Annotated in this window: 13 protein-coding genes; 9 read left to right on the forward strand and 4 right to left on the reverse strand. The window is 74.9% G+C overall.

From position 1 onward, the window contains the following. The first annotated feature begins 116 nt into the window (after window positions 1-116). Window positions 117-1,469 carry a S8 family serine peptidase gene (locus tag ACFYXV_RS23635; RefSeq protein WP_389383939.1) on the forward strand — a complete coding sequence of 451 codons (1,353 nt, stop codon included), beginning with the start codon at window positions 117-119 and terminating at the stop codon, window positions 1,467-1,469. An 81-nt stretch (window positions 1,470-1,550) separates the two neighbouring features. Here ACFYXV_RS23635 and ACFYXV_RS23640 read toward each other — a convergent pair whose 3' ends face one another. After that, entirely contained in the window at window positions 1,551-2,330 is a 780-nt protein-coding gene (locus tag ACFYXV_RS23640) for a GntR family transcriptional regulator (RefSeq protein WP_389383940.1), read from the reverse strand. Window positions 2,331-2,448: 118 nt separating this feature from the next. Next, window positions 2,449-4,035, reverse strand: a complete 1,587-nt coding sequence (locus ACFYXV_RS23645; protein WP_389383941.1) for an IucA/IucC family protein — start codon at window positions 4,033-4,035, stop codon at window positions 2,449-2,451. A 121-nt stretch (window positions 4,036-4,156) separates the two neighbouring features. On the opposite strand from ACFYXV_RS23645, the gene ACFYXV_RS23650 reads away from it, so the two are divergent. Continuing rightward, a complete protein-coding gene (locus ACFYXV_RS23650; protein WP_389383942.1) occupies window positions 4,157-5,713 on the forward strand; it encodes an IucA/IucC family protein in 1,557 nt (518 codons plus the stop codon). Window positions 5,714-5,730: 17 nt separating this feature from the next. Here ACFYXV_RS23650 and ACFYXV_RS23655 read toward each other — a convergent pair whose 3' ends face one another. Beyond that, window positions 5,731-8,601, reverse strand: a complete 2,871-nt coding sequence (locus tag ACFYXV_RS23655) for an AAA family ATPase (RefSeq protein WP_389383943.1) — start codon at window positions 8,599-8,601, stop codon at window positions 5,731-5,733. 306 nt (window positions 8,602-8,907) lie between these two features. Between ACFYXV_RS23655 and ACFYXV_RS23660 the strand changes: the two genes are divergently transcribed. The 3 genes from ACFYXV_RS23660 (at window position 8,908) to ACFYXV_RS23670 (ending at window position 12,532) form a co-directional block, all read left to right on the forward strand. Then, window positions 8,908-9,588: a response regulator transcription factor gene (locus ACFYXV_RS23660; RefSeq protein ID WP_389383944.1), complete on the forward strand. Its 681-nt coding sequence runs from the start codon at window positions 8,908-8,910 to the stop codon at window positions 9,586-9,588. Window positions 9,589-9,752: 164 nt separating this feature from the next. Beyond that, window positions 9,753-10,436, forward strand: a complete 684-nt coding sequence (locus ACFYXV_RS23665; RefSeq protein WP_389383945.1) for a DUF4255 domain-containing protein — start codon at window positions 9,753-9,755, stop codon at window positions 10,434-10,436. After that, window positions 10,433-12,532 (forward strand): ATP-binding protein, encoded by a 2,100-nt coding sequence (locus ACFYXV_RS23670; protein ID WP_389383946.1) that lies wholly within the window; start codon window positions 10,433-10,435, stop codon window positions 12,530-12,532. The genes ACFYXV_RS23665 and ACFYXV_RS23670 overlap by 4 nt, the downstream gene beginning before the upstream one ends. A gap of 58 nt (window positions 12,533-12,590) precedes the next feature. Here ACFYXV_RS23670 and ACFYXV_RS23675 read toward each other — a convergent pair whose 3' ends face one another. Further along, window positions 12,591-13,994 carry an RICIN domain-containing protein gene (locus ACFYXV_RS23675; protein WP_389383947.1) on the reverse strand — a complete coding sequence of 468 codons (1,404 nt, stop codon included), beginning with the start codon at window positions 13,992-13,994 and terminating at the stop codon, window positions 12,591-12,593. 389 nt (window positions 13,995-14,383) lie between these two features. Between ACFYXV_RS23675 and ACFYXV_RS23680 the strand changes: the two genes are divergently transcribed. The 4 genes from ACFYXV_RS23680 to ACFYXV_RS23695 all read left to right on the forward strand — a co-directional run bounded on the left by ACFYXV_RS23680 (window position 14,384) and on the right by ACFYXV_RS23695 (window position 17,180). Next, window positions 14,384-16,000, forward strand: a complete 1,617-nt coding sequence (locus ACFYXV_RS23680; RefSeq protein WP_389383948.1) for a phage tail sheath subtilisin-like domain-containing protein — start codon at window positions 14,384-14,386, stop codon at window positions 15,998-16,000. 69 nt (window positions 16,001-16,069) lie between these two features. Further along, window positions 16,070-16,513, forward strand: coding sequence for a phage tail protein (locus ACFYXV_RS23685; protein WP_366103952.1), 444 nt, complete (start codon window positions 16,070-16,072; stop codon window positions 16,511-16,513). Beyond that, on the forward strand, window positions 16,513-17,025 hold the full coding sequence (locus ACFYXV_RS23690; RefSeq protein WP_383352679.1) for a hypothetical protein: 513 nt from the start codon (window positions 16,513-16,515) through the stop codon (window positions 17,023-17,025). Before ACFYXV_RS23685 ends, ACFYXV_RS23690 begins: the two co-directional genes overlap by 1 nt. After that, window positions 17,022-17,180, forward strand: coding sequence for a DUF6760 family protein (locus ACFYXV_RS23695; protein ID WP_366449577.1), 159 nt, complete (start codon window positions 17,022-17,024; stop codon window positions 17,178-17,180). The genes ACFYXV_RS23690 and ACFYXV_RS23695 overlap by 4 nt, the downstream gene beginning before the upstream one ends. Window positions 17,181-17,812: the final 632 nt, after the last annotated feature.

A 17,812-nucleotide genomic window follows, 5' to 3' on the forward strand; every position in this document is an offset into this window, starting at 1 on the left:
CGAGCCCGCCCGAGGGGAGCGTCCGGTACGCCGGAGCGCCCGGAGCCGTCGCCGGCAGCTACCTCGTCCTGCTGAACCCGGCCCGCGCGGGTGCCCGTACGGAACAGGGGCGGTCCGTGGTCACCCGCTCCGGCGGCACGATCCGCCGCACCTACGACGCCGCGCTCAACGGCTACTCCGTCCGGCTGTCCGAGCGCCAGGCCCGCCGGCTCGCCGCGGACCCCGCCGTCGCCGAGGTCGCACAGAACCGGAAGCTGCGGCTCGACTCCGTCCAGCCGGAACCGCCCTCCTGGGGCGTCGACCGGATCGACCGGCGCCGGCTCCCCCTCGACCAGAGCTACGCGTACCCCGATTCGGCCGGGCAGGGCGTGACCGCGTACGTCATCGACACCGGCGTCAACATCAGCCACCAGGACTTCGGCGGGCGCGCCTCGTACGGGTACGACGCCATCGACGAGGACTACGAGGCCGACGACCTGCACGGGCACGGCACGCACGTCGCCGGCACCCTCGCGGGCACGGCGTACGGGGTCGCGAAGAAGGCGAAGGTCGTGTCCGTCAGGGTGCTCGACTGGTCGGGCGAGGGCACCACGGAGCAGGTGGTCGCCGGGATCGACTGGGTCACGCGCAATGCCGTGAAGCCCGCCGTCGCCAACATGAGCCTGGGCGGCGACCCCGACGACGTGCTGGACGCCGCCGTAGGCAACTCCATCGCCTCCGGCATCACGTACGCGGTCGCCGCCGGCAACCAGGACGCGGACGCCTCCACCCACTCCCCCGCCCGGGTGCCCGCGGCGCTGACGGTCGGCGCGACCAACGACGGCGACGCGCGCGCCTCGTACTCCAACCACGGGCCCCTGGTGGACCTGTTCGCCCCTGGCGACTCGATCACCTCGGCGGTGTTCTGGGGCGACGACTGGAGCACCACCATGTCCGGCACCTCGATGGCCTCCCCGCACGTGGCGGGCGCGGCCGCGCTCTACCTCGCCGACCACCGTACGGCCACGCCCGCGCAGGTGGCGGACGCCCTCACCGCCGCGGCCACGACCGGCTCCGTGGTCGACGCCGGACCGGGCTCGCCCGACCGGCTCCTGTACGTGGGGACGGCGCCGAACCGCGCGCCCGGTCCGCGCTTCGCGAACGACTCGGACCATCCGATCGGGGATCTGGAGACGGTCGAATCGCCGGTGACGGTCAGCGGGATCCCCGGCCGCGCTCCCGCGCAGCTGGACGTGGAACTGGACATCAGGCACCCGGACTCCGGCACCCTCCAGGTCGACGTGATCGCGCCCGACGGCACGGTGTACCCGATCAAGGACAGCTACACCGGCTGGGGCAATGCCGACCTCAGAGGGGTGTTCGGGATCGACGCCTCGTCGGAGACCGCCAACGGCGTGTGGAAACTGAGGGTGTACGACGCGTTCGCGGGTTACACCGGCCACCTCGACAGCTGGGCCCTGCGCTTCTGAGGGGCCGCTCCGAGGGGCTGCGGCGTGCCGTGCGTGCCGTGCCGTGCGTGCCGTGCCGTGCGTGCCGTGCCGTGCCGGGTCTCAGGTGACGCGGAATCCGGCCACGTCGTGGTCCCGGTGGAAGGTCAGCCGGTTCCAGGTGGGGAAGGCGAGGTCGGTGACGGCGAGCAGCCGTCCCGAGCCGTCGTACAGGGTGCGGCGTACGGTCAGACCGCAGGCGGGCGGGGCGGCCGGTGCCCCGCTGCTCCGGGTCATGGTGAGGGTCTCGGCGACCCGGCCCCGTTCCGCCGCCCGGTCGAGCCACCGGTGCAGGGGCCCGAGGTCCTCGTCCCGGACCGGCGCGTCGGCCGCCGGCCGGTCGCGGTAGCGGGCGAGTTCGGGTTCGGCGGCGACCGCGCCCGGGCAGAGGTACGTGATCGCGTCCCGGAGGGTCTCCCCCGACGGGCCGTGCTCACGGCGGTGGTGGACCAGGGTCCGCTCCCCGCCGCGCATGCCGAGCAGTTCGGCGAGCGAGGGCGGCACGCTGACCAGGCTCAGCCGGCTCCGCTCGGGCACGACGGCCGGGCGGGCGGGTTGGCCCCCGGCTCGGCCCCCGGCTTCGCGCGTCGGGGCGGCGCCTTCGACGGCCGGGCGGGTGCCGCGCCGTTCGGTGACGATCAGGCCGTCCTGTCGCAGGTGCTGGAGGGCGGCCCGGACGGTCTGCCGGTTGACCTGGTAGCGAGCGGCGAGGGTGCGCTCCGAGGGCAGTCTGGCGCCGGGGGTGTGCGCGGCGCGTTCGAGCTCGCTCCGCAGGGCCGCGGCGATCCGCTGGTACTTGGGCATGGCGGCGGCCGGGCCGCCGTCCCGCATAAGGGAGGGCATGGCTTCTCCTCTGACGGGTGGTCAAGGACTGCGCGGTACGCAACCTAGCATTGGTCTATACCTGTGGGTGAGGGGGTGCCCCCGATCCCGCCCCACCTTGGCCGAATCCCAACACCCCCTAGCTCCGCAGCGGGTTCGGGAGCGGGATGTAGCGGGCGTCCGCTCCGTCGGCGCGCGTCCAGCGCAGCAGCAGGTTCGTTTTGGCCGGGAGGGACGGGGCCGAGAGCAGCTCCGCGATCTCGGGCAGGCCGTGTTCCGCGTCGTAGCGCAGGAACTCCTCGCGCACCGCCGGCCACAGCGCGGCGGCCGTGCCCGGGTGCGCCTCCGCGAGGGCCCCGGCCACCTCCGTGAGGTGGTTCACGACCAGGCAGTAGACCAGCCGCTGCCAACCGGCGGCACTCTCCGTCTCCGCGAGCAGCTTCACCCCCTCCGCGTCCCGGAACAGGGCCTGCACCGGCACGCCCTGCGCGTCGACGGCCACGAGGCAGTTCTGCAGGTGCGCCTCCAGTACGACGCCGTGCCGGGCGAACACGTCCAGCACGGGCGGCACCACCTGGCGCAGGTACGCCCGCCACCAGCCGGCCGGATCGGCCGTCGCCGCGAGCGGACTGCCGGCGAACCCCTCCGCGAGCGCGGCGGACGCGAGCGGCGTCGCCCCCGGCTCCAGCCGCGCGTGCAGCCCGTCGCGGACCAGGACGGCGAGCTCCTCGAAGGCGAAGGAGGCGGTGCGGTAGCCGCGGTCGGCGAGCCAGACCGCGTTCGACCCGCGGCGGCGCAGCCCGGCGAAGGCCGCCTCGACCGCGGCGTCCGTGCGGCGCAGTTTCACCAGGTCGTGCCGCCACAGCCGGCGCACGTCGTTGGTGATCCGGACGTCGAGGCTGAATTTGACGAAGAGGTCAGCCTCACCGGGCACGTACAGCGTGCGGATCGATGCCGTCGGCCACACCGTCCGACGGCCGGGGCCCAGGCGCAGCAGCCGCCCGTCGGCGAAAGCCGTGCGTACGGCCGCCGAGCCTCCGACCAGCTCCAGCTGCCAGGGATGCGCGGGCAGCAGCCGGTATCCGGCGGGCGGGCGCGGGCCGTCGAGCAGCCCGGCCAGCGCGTCGACCGCGTCGGCGGCGGCCGGGCCGCCCTCCTCGACCGCCTGGTCCTCGCGCAGCCCCAGGAAGACCAGCGGGTGGCGCGCGTACGCCTCCGGCGCGTACGGCAGCCAGCTCGCGGCGGGCGCGCCGCCCCGCGCCTTGGGGGCGGGGTGGTACGGGTGTCCCATGACCAGGGACTGCTCGGAGCGGACGTACGGGTCCTGCGGGGGCTCGGCGGCGGCGCGGGCGGCCAGCAGCGCGGCGACGGCCTCGCGGCTGTCGGCGATCTCGACGGGGAGCTCGTCGTTGGGGACGCCCGTGTACCGGCGCAGCTCGTCGGCCGTCAGCTTGACGAGCTCCGTGTGGCTGAGCGGGTGCCAGCCGTCCGCCGTGCGCAGCTCGGGGTGGAGTGGCCGGCGCCCGGCCCGTACGCGCAGGAGCCGGCCGCTGCCGCGCAGCCGGTGGACCGCGGCGCCGCCGTCCGCCGGGGCCGCCGCGGAGGCGGGCTCCGCTTCGGCGGGATCCGCCGCTTCCCGCAGCAGGCAGTTCAGCAGGGGGGTGGCGGCGTACGCGTCGGCTGCGGCGTTGAGGTCCACGGATTCCACGGATTCCATTCGGTCCATCCCAAGTGCCGGGGTTCGCGGGGCGTACCACCGGTCGTGATCTTCAGTATCCGCGATGATGCAGTGATCATCACGCCACCCGTGAGAGACCCGTGAGAGGAACAGGGCCCTGCACCCCAGCATGAACCTCCCCGCCTCCCCGGCCGAAGAGGCCGTGTCCGCCGAACTGGCCGAGGTGCGTCCCGCCCTCGGTCCCGCTTACGGCTCCGCGCTCGACGGCGCCCGGGCCGCCGTCCTGACCCGTCTGTGGCGGGCGCTGGCCGTCGAACCGCTGCCGTGGGTGGAGCGCCGCGAGCGCGGGCCGGGCGGCCTGTCCCTGCTGCTGTCCGGGGGCGGCCGGCTGGAGGGCCCGCTCCCCGATCCCTACGCGACCGACCCGTACGTCCGGGAGGTGCTGCTCGACGGCGTCCCGTACCGGCAGGCGGGGCGGCTCGTGGCGGCCCTGGGCGTGCCGCACGGAGAGGCCTTCGCCGCCGAGCTCGACGACAGCACGGCCTCGCTCGCGCTGTCCCGGGCCGGGCAGCCGGCGGCCGGGGAAGCCGCTCCGGGGAGCGCCTGGGAGTGGGAGCAGCGGGTGGTCGACGGCCATCCGTACCACCCCAACTGCCGCTCCCGGCCGGGCTTCTCGGTGGCCGAGCAGCTGGCGTACGCGCCGGAACACCGGCCGCTGGTCGAGCTCGGGCTGGTCGCCGTACGGGCCGAGGAGTGCCTGGTCACGGGCGCGTGGCCGGCCGAGCTGCGCGACGGCGGCCGGCTCCTGCTGCCGGTGCACCCGTGGCAGGCGGAACACGTCCTGAAACAGACGGGCCGGGGGCCGGCCGGGGTGCTGCGCCCCGGCTTCGCGGCGCATCCCCTGATGGCCCTGCGCACCCTGGCACCGGCGGCCGGGGGCCCACACGTCAAGACGGCGCTGAGTACCCGTCTGACCTCCTCCGTACGGGACATCTCGGAGTACTCCATCGAGACGGCGGCGGCGGTCTCCGCCTTCGCCCAGGCCCTGTCGGAGCGGCTCGACGGGCGGCTGCACATCACCCGCACCCTGGGCGCGGCGACGGCGCACAGCCCTGACCTGGCGGCGGTGCTGCGCGAGCCTCCCGAGGTGTACGCGGACGCGGCGGCGGGCGAGCGGGTGGTACCGGTGGCCGCCCTGGGCGGGGCGGCGTTCGCGCGTTCGGCGGCCTGGCGGGCCGAGTTCGCCCGTCTCGCGCTGTCGGTGTGCCTGCGCGTGCTGGACCTCGGCGTGGCGCTGGAGGCGCACGGCCAGAACCTGCTGGTCGTCCTGGACGCGACAGGGGCCCCGCTGCGGCTGGTCTACCGCGATCTGGCCGACATCCGGATCAGCCCCGAGCGGCTGGTGCGGCACGGTCTGCCGGTGCCGCCGCTCTCGGGCCGACTGGTCACCGACGACGTGACCCTGCTGCGGCGCAAACTGTTCGGCTCCCTGCTGACCGGCACTCTGGGGGCCACCGCGGGCTCGACGGCGGCCTTCGGCGAGGCGCTGGCCGAGGCCGCGGGCCTTCCCGCCACGGCGGACACCGAGGCCCTGCTGACGGCTCCGCTGCCGACCAAGGCCCTGACGCTGATGCGGCTGAGCCCCGGGATTCCGGGCGACCAGTGGGCGGAGCTGGACAATCCGCTGACCGGGGCCGGCGGGCGGGGGCGGGGGCGGGCGGTCTGACGTCCTCCGGCACGGGGTCAGGCGGGGGCCCCGGGGGCCGCGGGTTCGGGACGGGTGAGGGCCAGGGTGGCGCGGAGTTCCGTCCTGCTGCGTATGCCGAGCTTGCGGTAGGTGCTCGTCAGGTGGGTCTCCACGGTGCGGCGGGCCAGGTGGAGCAGGTCCGCGATCTCGGTGTTCGTCCGCCCCGCCGCGGCCAGTTCCGCGATGCGACGCTCGCTGCCGGTCAGGGCACCGGGGACCGGAACCCGGGCGCCGCCCTCGCGCAGGGCCTGCTCGGCCAGGGCGAGCAGGCGCCGGCCGCCCTTGCGTTCGGCCAGGTCGGCCGCCTCGCGCAGCCGGTCACGGGCGCGCCCGCGCTCACCCGCGGCGAGGAGCTGGCGGCCCTGGGCGAGGAGGGCTTCGACCAGTTCCATTCCGGCGTCGGCGGGTGCGTCCCTGAGGGTCTCGACCGCCTCATCGGCCAGGTGAAGTCCTCGGCGGCCGCCGGTCGCGGTGCCGAGGACGCGCAGCGCCCGTCCCACCGTGCGCGGGGTGTTCCACACCCGGGCCAGCCGCAGTTCCTCGGTGGCCAGCGCCAGCGCCTCCTGGCCGCCGCCGAGCGCGAGGCGGCACTGGGCGACCGCCGAGCGCCAGGGGGTGACGACCGGGCTGAACACCTCTCGGGCGCTCTGGCGGCGGCCGCACTCCAGGAAGTCGTGGAGCGCGCCCGCCGGGTCCCCCGCGGCCAGGCGCTGTACTCCCCGCGCGTAGAGGAAGCGGTTCAGCTCCCATGATTCCGGGGCCCGGCTCAGGTCGAAGGCGTCGGCGAGCCGGGCGGCTTCCTCGGAACGGCCCGTGTGCACGAGCGCCATCAGCACGTGGGCGTCCCGGTTGGAGGGGCCGCTGTGGGCGCGCGCCGCGACGGCCGCGCCGTCACCGCGTACCGCGATCAGCCGGGCGACGTCGCCGCGGGCCGCGGCGATGTCGGCGCGGGTGTTGAGCAGCGCGTGCTCCATGGGGTGGAGGAGGGCGGGGTGCTGCCCGGCCAGACCGCGGTCCACGAGCCGCTCCGCCTCGTCGAGTTCGTCGGCCCATTCGGCGACCGCCGCCGCCGTCCCCAGCAGGAACGGTTCGGCCAGCGGGTCGGAGGGCTGTGCGAGCAGGGCCCGTACGCGGGTCATGGCCTCGCCGGCCGAGATCAGGCCGGCCGTCGCCTCGTAGCGCACCAGCAGCGCCCGGCTGGCGGTGCCGACGAGTTCCGGCGCGTGTACGCCGCTCTCGCAGAGCCTGCGGTAGGTCTCCTGGCGGGTCGCGAGGTCGGAGTCGGCCAGCAGAGCGGTGGCGGTCTGCACGGTGCGGGTGAGTCCCGGATGTCCGTCCAGGCTGCCCTCCGTGCGCCGCAGTACCTCCAGGGCGGTGGTGACCTCGCCGCGGCCGACCAGGGCCGTGCCGAGGGCGACGGCCGCGCGCACCCGGTCACGGGGGGCGGCCGGCAGGTGCTGTGCCTCCGCCAGACGCGCGATGGCCACCGCGCCGTCGGCCGAGGCGTACTCCAGTGAGCCCAGCTCGGTGAGGAGCTGCTGGCGCCGGTCGTCGGAGAGCGGTTCGTCCAGAGCGCGGCGCAGATAGCCGGCGGCGGCGCCGGGGCGGGCGTCGTGCACCGCGACCGTCGCCGCCTCCCGCAGCACGCGCAGTGCCCAGGGCAGGCCGACGCCCCGCGCGCGCAGCAGATGGGCGGCGACCGCCTCGACGCGTTCCCCGCGCCGCAGCATCGTCGCGGCCGCCAGCCGGTGCGCCTCCTCGCGCCGCACCGTCGGCCACCCGGTCAACACCGCGTCCCGCAGCAGCCGGTGGGCGAAGCGCGGCCGGCCGGCGGAGTCCGGGCGCAGGAGTCCGATGCGGGTCATCGCGGTGAGCCAGCCGGCCACCCGTGCGGGATCCGCGCCGGCCGCCTCGGCCAGCACCCCGGCCACGTCCGTACCCGCCGGGGCGCTCGCGCCGAGCCCGGCGCGCCGTCCCTCCGGTCCCTGTGTCCCGTGTGCCTCGTGCGTCTGCGGGGGCCAGGCTTCCTCCAGTGCTGCCAGGCAGCGGGCCACCTCGGCCGTTGCCGTTCCCGCGCTGCTCAGCCACCACGCGACGGCCGCCGGATAGCTCCCGGGATACAACGCGGCGCAGCTGTCCGGCAGGGCGGCGACGGGCGCCGGTGCCGGTGCCGGTGCCGGGCCGGCCGCCTGCGGGCCGCCGAGGTCGTCGAGCAGCGCGTGGAGGAGCAGCGGACTGCCCGCCCCCGCGCGTACGCACTCCGCCGTCCATTCGGGTCCGGCGTCCGCGACGGCGGCGCGGACGAGCTCCGCGGCGGCCGTGTCGCCGAGCGGTTCGATCGTGTGGGTGCGGACGAGGGACGGGGGCAGGGACCGGGCGAGCCCGGAGCGCCCGGGGTCGATGTCGTACTGGCTCCGTTCGCTCACCACGAGCAGCACCGGTAATCGGTCGATGCGGCGCGCGGCCTCCTGCAGCCAGCGGCGCGAGGGGACGTCGGCCAGGTGGACGTCATCGACCGAAAGCAGGAGCGGGCCCTCGTCCGCGTACGCGCTCAGCAGCCGCCACAGCCGGGCGGCGCTCCCGCGGTCGTCGCCGTCCGGTACGAGGTCGGGGAAGTCCGGTACGGGACCCAGCAGTTGCAGCACCGTGGCGAAGGGCACCCCGCTGTCCTCCGGCGAGCAGCGCGCCCACAGCACCCGCAGGCCCCGGTCCGCGGCGTCCCGGGCGGCGGCTTCCAGTACGGAGGTGCGGCCGGTGCCGGAGGCGCCCTGGAGCAGCACGAGGCGGCCGGAACCGGAGCGGGCCCGTTCCGTCTCGGCCGCGAGCAGGGCCCGGGTGCCCTCGCGTTCGCGGAGCGGTCCGGTCATCGCTGCCTCCTGTGCTGGATGGTGTGCTTCGCCGCCGGGTGAGACGACGGAACGCGCGTCGCGGTGGTGTGGAGTGGCGTACCTCACTGTCGGCTCGCCGGAGCCGTCCCGATGTCAACGGCGCCCGCTGTGACCTGCGGTGACGCTCGCGGAGGCGGCCGGTCTCGTGGTGGCCGCCGGCGCGGTCTCGTGGTGTGGCTCGTGGTGCTCCACGATTGCGGCCGGCGCGATGCCCGGAGAAGGGTGGAAGGTGCTCATCCACCACCGGCTCGCGCTCCGCGGCGGGCTGCTGAACAGGGGAATCGGTTGCTCAACTCACCCCGGACCACGACCATCTCCTCCCCCGGCACGGGCCGGGGCTCCGGCTCCGCGGACCGGCGCGTCCCGGTGGCGGTGTCCGCCCCTGATCCGATCAGCCGCGAGGGCGCGATCAGCCAGTTGCTCAGACACCCGGAGATCGAGCTGCGCGAGGAGTCCGGTCCGGGCACGGTGGCCCTGCTCGTGGAGGACGCGCTCGACGAGGCGGCGCTGACCCGGTTGCGCCGGATCGTGCGCAGCGAGGGGGCTCGCGCCGTGCTCGTCATAGGCGCGATGCGCGAGAACGAACTGCTGGACGTGGTGGAGTGCGGTGTCGGAGCGATCGTCTGGCGCCACGAGGCCACCGCCGGGCGGCTGGTGCAGGCGGTGCTGGCCGCGTCCCGCGACGACGGGGACCTGCCCGCCGATCTGCTCGGCCGGCTCATCCGGCAGGTGGGCACGCTGCACCGGGGTGCGGCGGGCCGGACCAGTGCGCCGTTCGGGCTCACGCCCCGTGAGGTGGACGTCCTGCGCCTGGTCTCCGAGGGTTTCGACACCGGTGAGATCGCGGGCAAGCTGTCCTACTCCGAGCGGACCGTCAAGAACGTCATGCACGGACTCACCACACGGCTCCATCTGCGCAATCGTGCGCACGCCGTGGCCTTTGCCCTTCGGGAAGGCTACATCTGACCTTCCGGGCAGCCGACGGCGGCAGGGGGTGTCCGCAGGGGCAGGGCGGACTGCCCGCCGGCCGTCCCCCGCGCCCCTGGGGCCCGGGGTGCCGCCCGGGAGACGATCGACGGTGGACGACGGGCCGGCGGAAACGGCCGTTCGGGCAGAGCGGGGGCACAGGTGTGATCCACGAGGTGGACGAGGTACTCAAGGGCCTCCTCGGCGGCGGGGCGCTGACGGGTTCGGGCATCGAGGTGTCCTTCGAGGCGCCCACCCGTGACTGGGCGGCCCGGCGCAACGCGCCCGCGGTCAACACCTATCTGTACGACATCCGGGAGGACGCGGCCCGGCGGCAGCGCGGCCACGCGGCGGTGCGGGACGAGCGCGACGTGGTCGTGCGCCGGAGTCAGCCGCCGCGCTGGTTCCGGCTGTCGTACCTGGTGACGGCGTGGACGAAAACCCCTCAGGACGAGCACCGGCTGCTGTCCGCCGTGCTCGCGACGCTGCTGCCCCGCGAGGTGCTGCCGCCGGACGAACTGCCCGGTTCCCTGCGGGCGCTGGGTCTCTCCGTGCCGCTGACGGTGGCCGGCATCCAGACCGAGTCGCGTTCGCTCGCCGAGATCTGGTCCGCGCTCGGCGGGGAGCTGAAGCCTTCCCTCGACCTGGTGGTGACCGCGCCCTTCCCGGCCTTCCCGGAGTACGACGCGGGGCCGCCGGTCACCGAGGGCGCCACCGTCCGGGTGGGCGCACTGGACGGCGATCCGGCTGCGTCCGGGAGCCGTTCGCACCGCCCCCACCAGGTGGCGGCCGCCCAGGCGGCACGGGCCTCCCGCAAGGAGGCCCCCGGCCGCTCGGACGCGCGGTGAGCGGCCCGTACGCACGCACGGCCCCCGAGCCTGACCCGCGGACGCCTGACCCGCAGGCGCCTGGCACGGGGGCACCGCACGAGGCCGCCGACGATCCCGCACGCGCGCTCCTCGCCCGTCTCGACGGGCTGCGCGGGCGGGTGTCCGAGCTGGTCGAACAGCGGGCCGCCGGCGATCCGACGGCCGACGACCCCCTGCGCGGCCTCTACCTGTCGGAGGAAGCGGTACGTCATCTCCTCGGCACCTGGGGGGCGCCGACGGACGAGGGGACCGCCTACGGCACCGGCACCGGCACCGGCCGGGCCGTCGGTGGGGAGCACGCGCCCGGCGACCGGCTGGCCCGGCTCGCCGGGCGGGCGGACCTGACCGCGCTCGACGTCTCCGTCCTGCTCGCCGCCCTCGCTCCCGACGTCGACCGGACCTTCGAACCGCTCTACGGCTACCTCAACGACGACGTGAGCAGGCGCCGGGCGACCGTCGGTCTCGCCCTCGACCTGTGCGGGGTGCCCGCGCGGTCCGCCGCGGCCCGGGCCCGGCTGCACGCCCGCGCACCCCTCGCGGCCCTCGGTCTGCTGGAGGTCGCGGAGCCCGAACGTCCCTTCCTGACCCGGTCGCTGCGCGTCCCCGACCGGCTGACCGGGCACCTCCTCGGAGACGACACGCCGGACGCCGCCCTCATCGGCCTGCTGCGCCCGATGCCGGCACCACTGCCGGCCGACGCGGCCGCCGAGCCGTTCGCCCTGCGGCTCGCGGCCCTCCTGGAGTCCGGACCCGCCACCGTCTACCTGCGGGAGCAGCGCGAGGGCGACGGCCTGGCCGCGTACGCCGCCGCCCTGCGCGCCGCGGACCTGGAGGGGCTGTGCTGCGCCGAACCCGGTGAGCACGTCGCCGAGCTGCTGCGCGAGGCCCGCCTCAGCGGCCGGGCCGTCGTCGTACCGGAGCTGCCCGAGGCACCCGGTCCGCTGCTGCGGGCGCTCGCCGCGGCGCCGGACGTCACCGTTCTGCTGGCCGATCCCCGCCCGTACGACCCGCACTGGTTCCCCGAGGACCCCCTGGTCCTGGAGGCACCGGGCCGCCGGGACGGCGGGACGGCCGCCTGGCGGGCCGCGCTGGGCGCGGACGCCGACGGCTTCGATCTGGCCGCGGCCGTCGCCCCGTACCGCCTCGGCGGGGACCGCGTGCGGCGGGCCGCGCGGGCCGCACGCGCGCTGGCCGCCTTCGAGGGCGGCCCGGGCGGCCCTCTCACCGCGGCCCATGTGCGGCGCGCCGCACGCCGTCAGTCGGCGTCGGGACTGGAGAGCCACACCCGCCGCATCCGGCCGGCCGTGGACTGGGGGGACCTGGTCCTGCCCGAGGGGCCCCTCGGGCAGCTGCGCGAACTGGCCCTGCGGGCCCGCCACCGCGACCGCGTGCTCGGCGACTGGCGGCTCAGTGCGGGCGGCGGGCGCGGCCGGGGCGTCCTCGGCCTGTTCGCCGGGGAGTCCGGCACGGGCAAGACGCTGTCGGCGGAGGTCGTCGCGGCGGACCTCGGTCTCGATCTGTACGTGGTCCAGCTGTCGTCCGTCGTGGACAAGTACGTGGGCGAGACCGAGAAGAACCTGGAGCGCATCTTCACGGAGGCTGACCGCACGGACGCGGTACTGCTCTTCGACGAGGCCGACGCCGTCTTCGGCAAGCGCTCCGAGGTCAAGGGCGCGCACGACCGCTACGCCAACATGGAGAGCTCCTACCTCCTCCAGCGGCTGGAGTCCTTCGACGGCATCGCGCTGCTGACCACCAACCTGCGCGCGAACATCGACGAGGCGTTCACCCGGCGGCTGGACCTGGTGGTCGACTTCCCGTTCCCCGACGCCGGGCAGCGTCTCGCGCTGTGGCGGCACGGGCTGGCGCACGTGCCGTCCGCCGACGGCATCGACGCGGCCCCGCTGGCCCGGGACTTCGAGCTGGCCGGCGGTTCCATCCGCAGCGCGGTGGTCACCGCCGCCTATCTCGCCGCCGGGCGCGGCGGCGAGGTGACGGCGGACGACCTGCTGGAGGGCGCCCGGCGCGAGTACCGCAAGGCGGGGCGGCTGGTACCGGGCGAGGGCCGCTGGTGATCCCACGGCCGGGCCCGGGTGACCGGAGCGGGTCACCCGGGCCCGGGCCGAGCGGACCTCAGTCGGTCTTGGGGTGGACGATCTTCCACTCCTGGTTGCCGGTGTTGCTGCAGTCGGAGATGTTCAGCCTGTCCCCGGCGCTCGCCCCGCCGTTCACGTTCAGGCACTTGTTGTTGCTGGCGTAGTTGCGGATCCAGTAGTCGCCGCTCTCCTGCTTGGAGATCCACCACAGCTGGTTGTCCGCGGTGGTGCCGTCGCAGTGGAACTCGCCGATGCCGGTGCCCACGGGCCGGCCGCCGTACTCGCCGAGGTCCATGCAGAACTGGTCCTTGACGTTGCGGATCTGGAAGAGCGGCTGGCCGCCGGGGCCGAGCTTGGGGTACTTGACCTCCAGGTTCCAGAGCTGGTTGTCCCCGTCGGTGCCGTCGCAGTCGCTCTGCTGGACCGCCATGTTGATCTGGCCCTTGTCGCGGCCCGGCAGTTCGGCGCACATCCGGGTGGCGGCATTGCGCAGCAGCACCTTTTCGGCCGGTACGACGGGCGGCGGCGCCGCGGGCTTCTGGGTCTGCCCTCCCCCGCCTCCGCCGCCGCCGTCCTTGGGCTTCTCGGACTTCGACGGTTCGGGCTCGGGCTTCGGCGGCGGCGCCGAGGCCAGCGGGGAGGGGGGCGGACTGTTCGGCAGGACGGCTCCCGCCTGCTCCGTCTGCTCGGTGGCCGCGCTGCGGACCTGCGGCTTGTAGGCGATCCAGATCATCACGAACGCCACCGCGAGCGCGACGGACATCCCGAAGAACGTCGCGAGCCATCGGGGCAGGAAGCCGCGCTGGACGTACGTCCCCTCGACCTCCAGCGGTTCGCTGCCGGAGCGGCGCACCGTGAGGGTGTAGGGCCGCTCCTCCTTCGAGCCGAACCAGATGATCTGCCGGGACCGCAGGGTCGTGTCGACGAACGCCGCCCGGCCCGGCTCGATCTGGACGTTCCCCGGCCGGATCTCGTAGGCCAGGTGGTCTCCGTTGTCGCTGCCCGTGACGGAGGCCGTGACCTTGGTGTTGCCGAGGTTGTCGACCGCCAGTTTCGGTCGTCCGCGGAAGCGGCCCTTGACGGTCGGCGGCACGAGCTCCGCGCGCACCTCGGCGAACGGGGTGATCGTCAGGTTCCCTTCCGGTACCGTCACGGCCTCGGGATGCTCGGTCGGGGTGATCCGCACCGCGTACGGGTTCGGCCCCGCGACCGCGTCCGGGGTCCGGGGCGGAGCGAAGGTCAGCTCGACCGTCCCGGTGGTGCCCGGGTACAACCGCAGGGTCGCCGGCTCCACCGTCGTCCAGGGCGCGAGGTCTCCGACGGGCTCGAAGCGGTATTCGTCCACCACGTCACCGGTGTTGCGCACGCGCAGGCGCACGCGCGTGCTGCTGCCGGGGTCGACGGTGACGGAGGCGGGTTCCAGGGAAGTCCATAGGCTCACCCCCGGCACGCTAACCGCGCCGCCGCCGCCGGACAGGAGCCCCGGGGGCAGGGTGCGTTGCCCCGCGGGCACGGCGCGTTGCCCCCGGGTCCGCCCGGGCGTGCCGGCCGGGCCGTGCGCGCGTCGGGTCCGCGGGCACGGCGTCGACGTGGTCGCCCCTCTGACCGTCCGGACGGCCGGTCGTCCAGCCCGACCCGGCCCCCGCCCCGCCCACAGGTCCGCGCGGGCAGATCAGGGGGCAGGGAGCGGCCCGCCCTGCCGGGTGCCCCCGGGGTCTGCCCTTCCGGGCAACGACGGTGTACCCGCCCGGGTACCGGGGGACGTTCCGGCGAGCGGCACGCGCGCGTCAGGGTGGGGGTGTCCTGTCTCGTACCGGAGGAGAGCAGAGCATGCCGTCCTATCTGTCGCCCGGCGTATACGTCGAGGAGGTGGCCAGCGGTTCGCGCCCCATCGAGGGGGTCGGCACGTCGGTGGCCGCCTTCGTCGGACTGGCGCCGACCGGCCCCTTGAACGAGCCGACGCTGGTGACCAACTGGACCCAGTACGTCGCGGCTTTCGGCGACTTCACCGACGGCTGCTACCTCGCGCACTCCGTCTACGGGTTCTTCAACAACGGCGGTTCGGCGGCGTACGTCGTACGCGTCGGCGGTTCCGCCGAGGACGCCGCCGGCGGCGGCCGCGGGCAGGCGGCCGCACCCGCCGCGGTCACCGGCGCCGCCGCCCCGGCCGCGCTGCCCGCCGCCGAGCCCCGCCGCCTCGGCACCTTCGCCGTGGCCGCCACCGCGGAGGGTCGCGGCGGCCCGCTGTCCGTCGAGGTCGCGGACGCGGAGGGCGAGGGGCCCGCCGAGCGCTTCAAGCTGATCGTCAAGGACGGCGACAAGCCGGTCGAGACCTTCGACGTGACGGCGAAGAAGGGCAGCCGGTCCTACGTGGTCACGCAGGTCAAGGAGCGTTCCGCGTTCATCGCCGTGACCGAGGCCGCGCCGTCCGCGCAGCTGGCCCGGCCGGAGAACCAGACCGTGGCGCTTCCGGCGCCGCCGCCCGCGCCCGCGCCCGCCGAGCCCGCCCCGCCGGCAGGCGGCTCCGAGGCCTCCCACCCCGGCCCCGCGCACTACCTCGGCGACTCCGCGGACCGTACGGGCTTCGGCGGCCTGGAAGCCGTCGACGAGATCTCCATGGTCGCCGTGCCCGACCTGATGGCCGCCTACCAGCGCGGCGCGATCGACCTGGAGGCCGTCAAGGCGGTCCAGCTCGGCCTGATCGCGCACTGCGAGCTGATGGGCGACCGTGTCGCGATCATCGACCCGCCGCCCGGCCTGAACGCCCGTGACATCCGGGTCTGGCGCCAGGAGACGGCCAACTACGACTCCAAGTACGCGGCCCTGTACTACCCCTGGATCAAGTCTTTCGACCCGGCGACCGGGCAGTCGCGCCTGATCCCGCCGAGCGGCCACGTGGCCGGCGTCTGGGCCCGCAACGACAGCGAGCGCGGAGTGCACAAGGCCCCCGCCAACGAGGTCGTCCGCGGCGCCGTCGACCTCGAACTCCAGATCACCCGCGGCGAGCAGGACCTGCTCAACCCTATCGGCGTGAACTGCATCCGGGCCTTCCCCGGCCGCGGCATCCGCATCTGGGGCGCCCGCACCCTCTCCTCCGACCCGGCGTGGCGCTACCTGAACATCCGCCGGTACTTCAACTACCTGGAGGAGTCGATCCTGATCGGCACCCAGTGGGTGGTGTTCGAACCGAACGACCACAACCTCTGGGCGCGCATCCGCCGCAACGTCTCCGCGTTCCTGGTCAACGAGTGGCGCAGCGGCGCCCTGTTCGGGCAGAGCCCCGACCAGGCGTACTACGTCAAGTGCGACGAGGAGACGAACCCGGCGGAGTCCGTCGATCTCGGCCGGGTCATCTGCGAGATCGGCATCGCGCCGGTCAAGCCCGCCGAGTTCGTGATCTTCCGGCTGGCGCAGTTCTCCAGCGGCAACGGGGAGCTGGAGGAGTAGCCGGGCGCGGAGTCCTCCTCCGCCCCCTCGCCTCCCCGCCCCTCCCCTCCTCAGAAGGACAGCGAACACATGAGTCTCCAGCCGGGTGACGCCCTCACGTCACACAACTTCGGCCTGCAGATCGACGGGGTCATGGTCGAGTACCTCGCCGAGGTCAGCGGTCTCACCCTCGAACAGGACGTCATCACCTACATGCAGAACAGTGCGCAGGGCCGGCCCGAGGTGGCACTGCTTCCGGGCGTGCAGAAGAACGGCCAGTGCACGGTCGTGCGCGGTATGACGCAGTCGGCCTCGTTCACCCAGTGGATCAACGACTCGATCCGCGGCCAGATGAGCACGGCCCGCAAGAACGCCTCCATCATCATGATGGACTTCCAGGACAACCCGGTGAAGCGCTACAACCTGCGCAACGCCTGGTGCAGCAAGATCGAGACGAGCACGGTGAAGGCCGGTGAGGCCTCGGCGCTCACCGAGAGCGTCACCATCGTGTTCGAAGAACTGGTCATCGAATAATGCGGCGTTCGGCTGCCAGGGCCCCGGTCCCGACGGCACCCCAGACCGCGGCGGCGGGGGCGGACATCCCCCAGTCGGCCCCCGCCGCCGCACCGGACCGCGCGTACGCCGGCCCGCCTGCCGACCCGGGGCCACGGCAGTCGCTGCGCACCGAGTTCCCCTTCGAGCTGCCGCGCGGTTACGTCGACGACGCGGGCACCGTGCACCGCGACGGGGTCATGCGGTTGTCCACGGCACGCGACGAGCTGGTCCCGCTGCGGGACGTGCGCGTGCAGGAGAACCCCGCGTACCTGTCGGTGGTGCTGCTCGGCCGGGTCATCACCCGGCTGGGCACGGTCCCGATGGTGCACGACGGGATCGTGGAGAACATGTTCGCGTCGGACCTGGCGTTCCTCCAGGACTTCTACCGCCAGATCAACGCGGAGGGCCACACCCGCGCGGCCGTGCAGTGCCCGCACTGCTCGGAGCCCTTCGAGGTGGAACTCGGCGGGAGCCGCCTGGGGGAATCGTGACGTACGCGACCGACCGGCTGCACGAGGAGATCGCGTACGTCGCCTACCACTTCCACTGGGGCCCGGACGCGATCCTGGACCTGGAACACCGGGACCGGCGCCGGTACACCGAGCAGATCGCGTCCCTCGTGACGCGCGGCGCGACGGAGGGCTGAGCAGGTGGCATTCCTGGACCGGCTGAGGGGGCGGCGCGGCGAAGACGCCGGCGCGGTGGCTGCGGCGACGGCGTCCGGCGGCTCCCCGGCTCCGGTGCCGGGGACCGCGGCGGCCACCGAGAGCACGGCTTCCCCGGTTTCCGCAGCCCCTGCGGTTCCCGCGGCTCCGCCGGCCCCCGTGGCCGTTGCCGCCTGGGCCCGCCTGCCGCCGCTGCGGCCGACGGCGGGCCATGGCCGGACGGGCGTCGCGGACACCGGTTTCGGCGGGCGGCTGCCGACCTGGCAGGACCCGTCGTTCACCCGGCCGTCCTCCCCCGCAGTCCTGGACCCCGCGGCGGGCAGCAGCCTGCTCTCGGGTGCGCTGACCAGGTCCGCACGCCCGGTCTCGGGGCTCGAACGGCCCGCCCCGCACCTGCCGTCGGGCCGTCACTCCGGCATGCCCGCCGTGCCGGGCTTGCCGGTGGCGCCGCTCCGGGCGGTCCCGGCCCCAGGGGAGTCCCCCGCGGCGACCGGGACCCCCTCGGTACGCGCGGGGGCGGCCCGGCCCTCCGGGTCCGTACCGGCGGTGCCCGTGCACCCGGCGCCCGCGGTGCCTCCCGTGCAGCGCACGCGCGGCGACCGGCCGCCGGCTT

The sequence above is a fragment of the Streptomyces sp. NPDC002181 genome (assembly GCF_042890485.1).
Classification (GTDB): domain Bacteria; phylum Actinomycetota; class Actinomycetes; order Streptomycetales; family Streptomycetaceae; genus Streptomyces.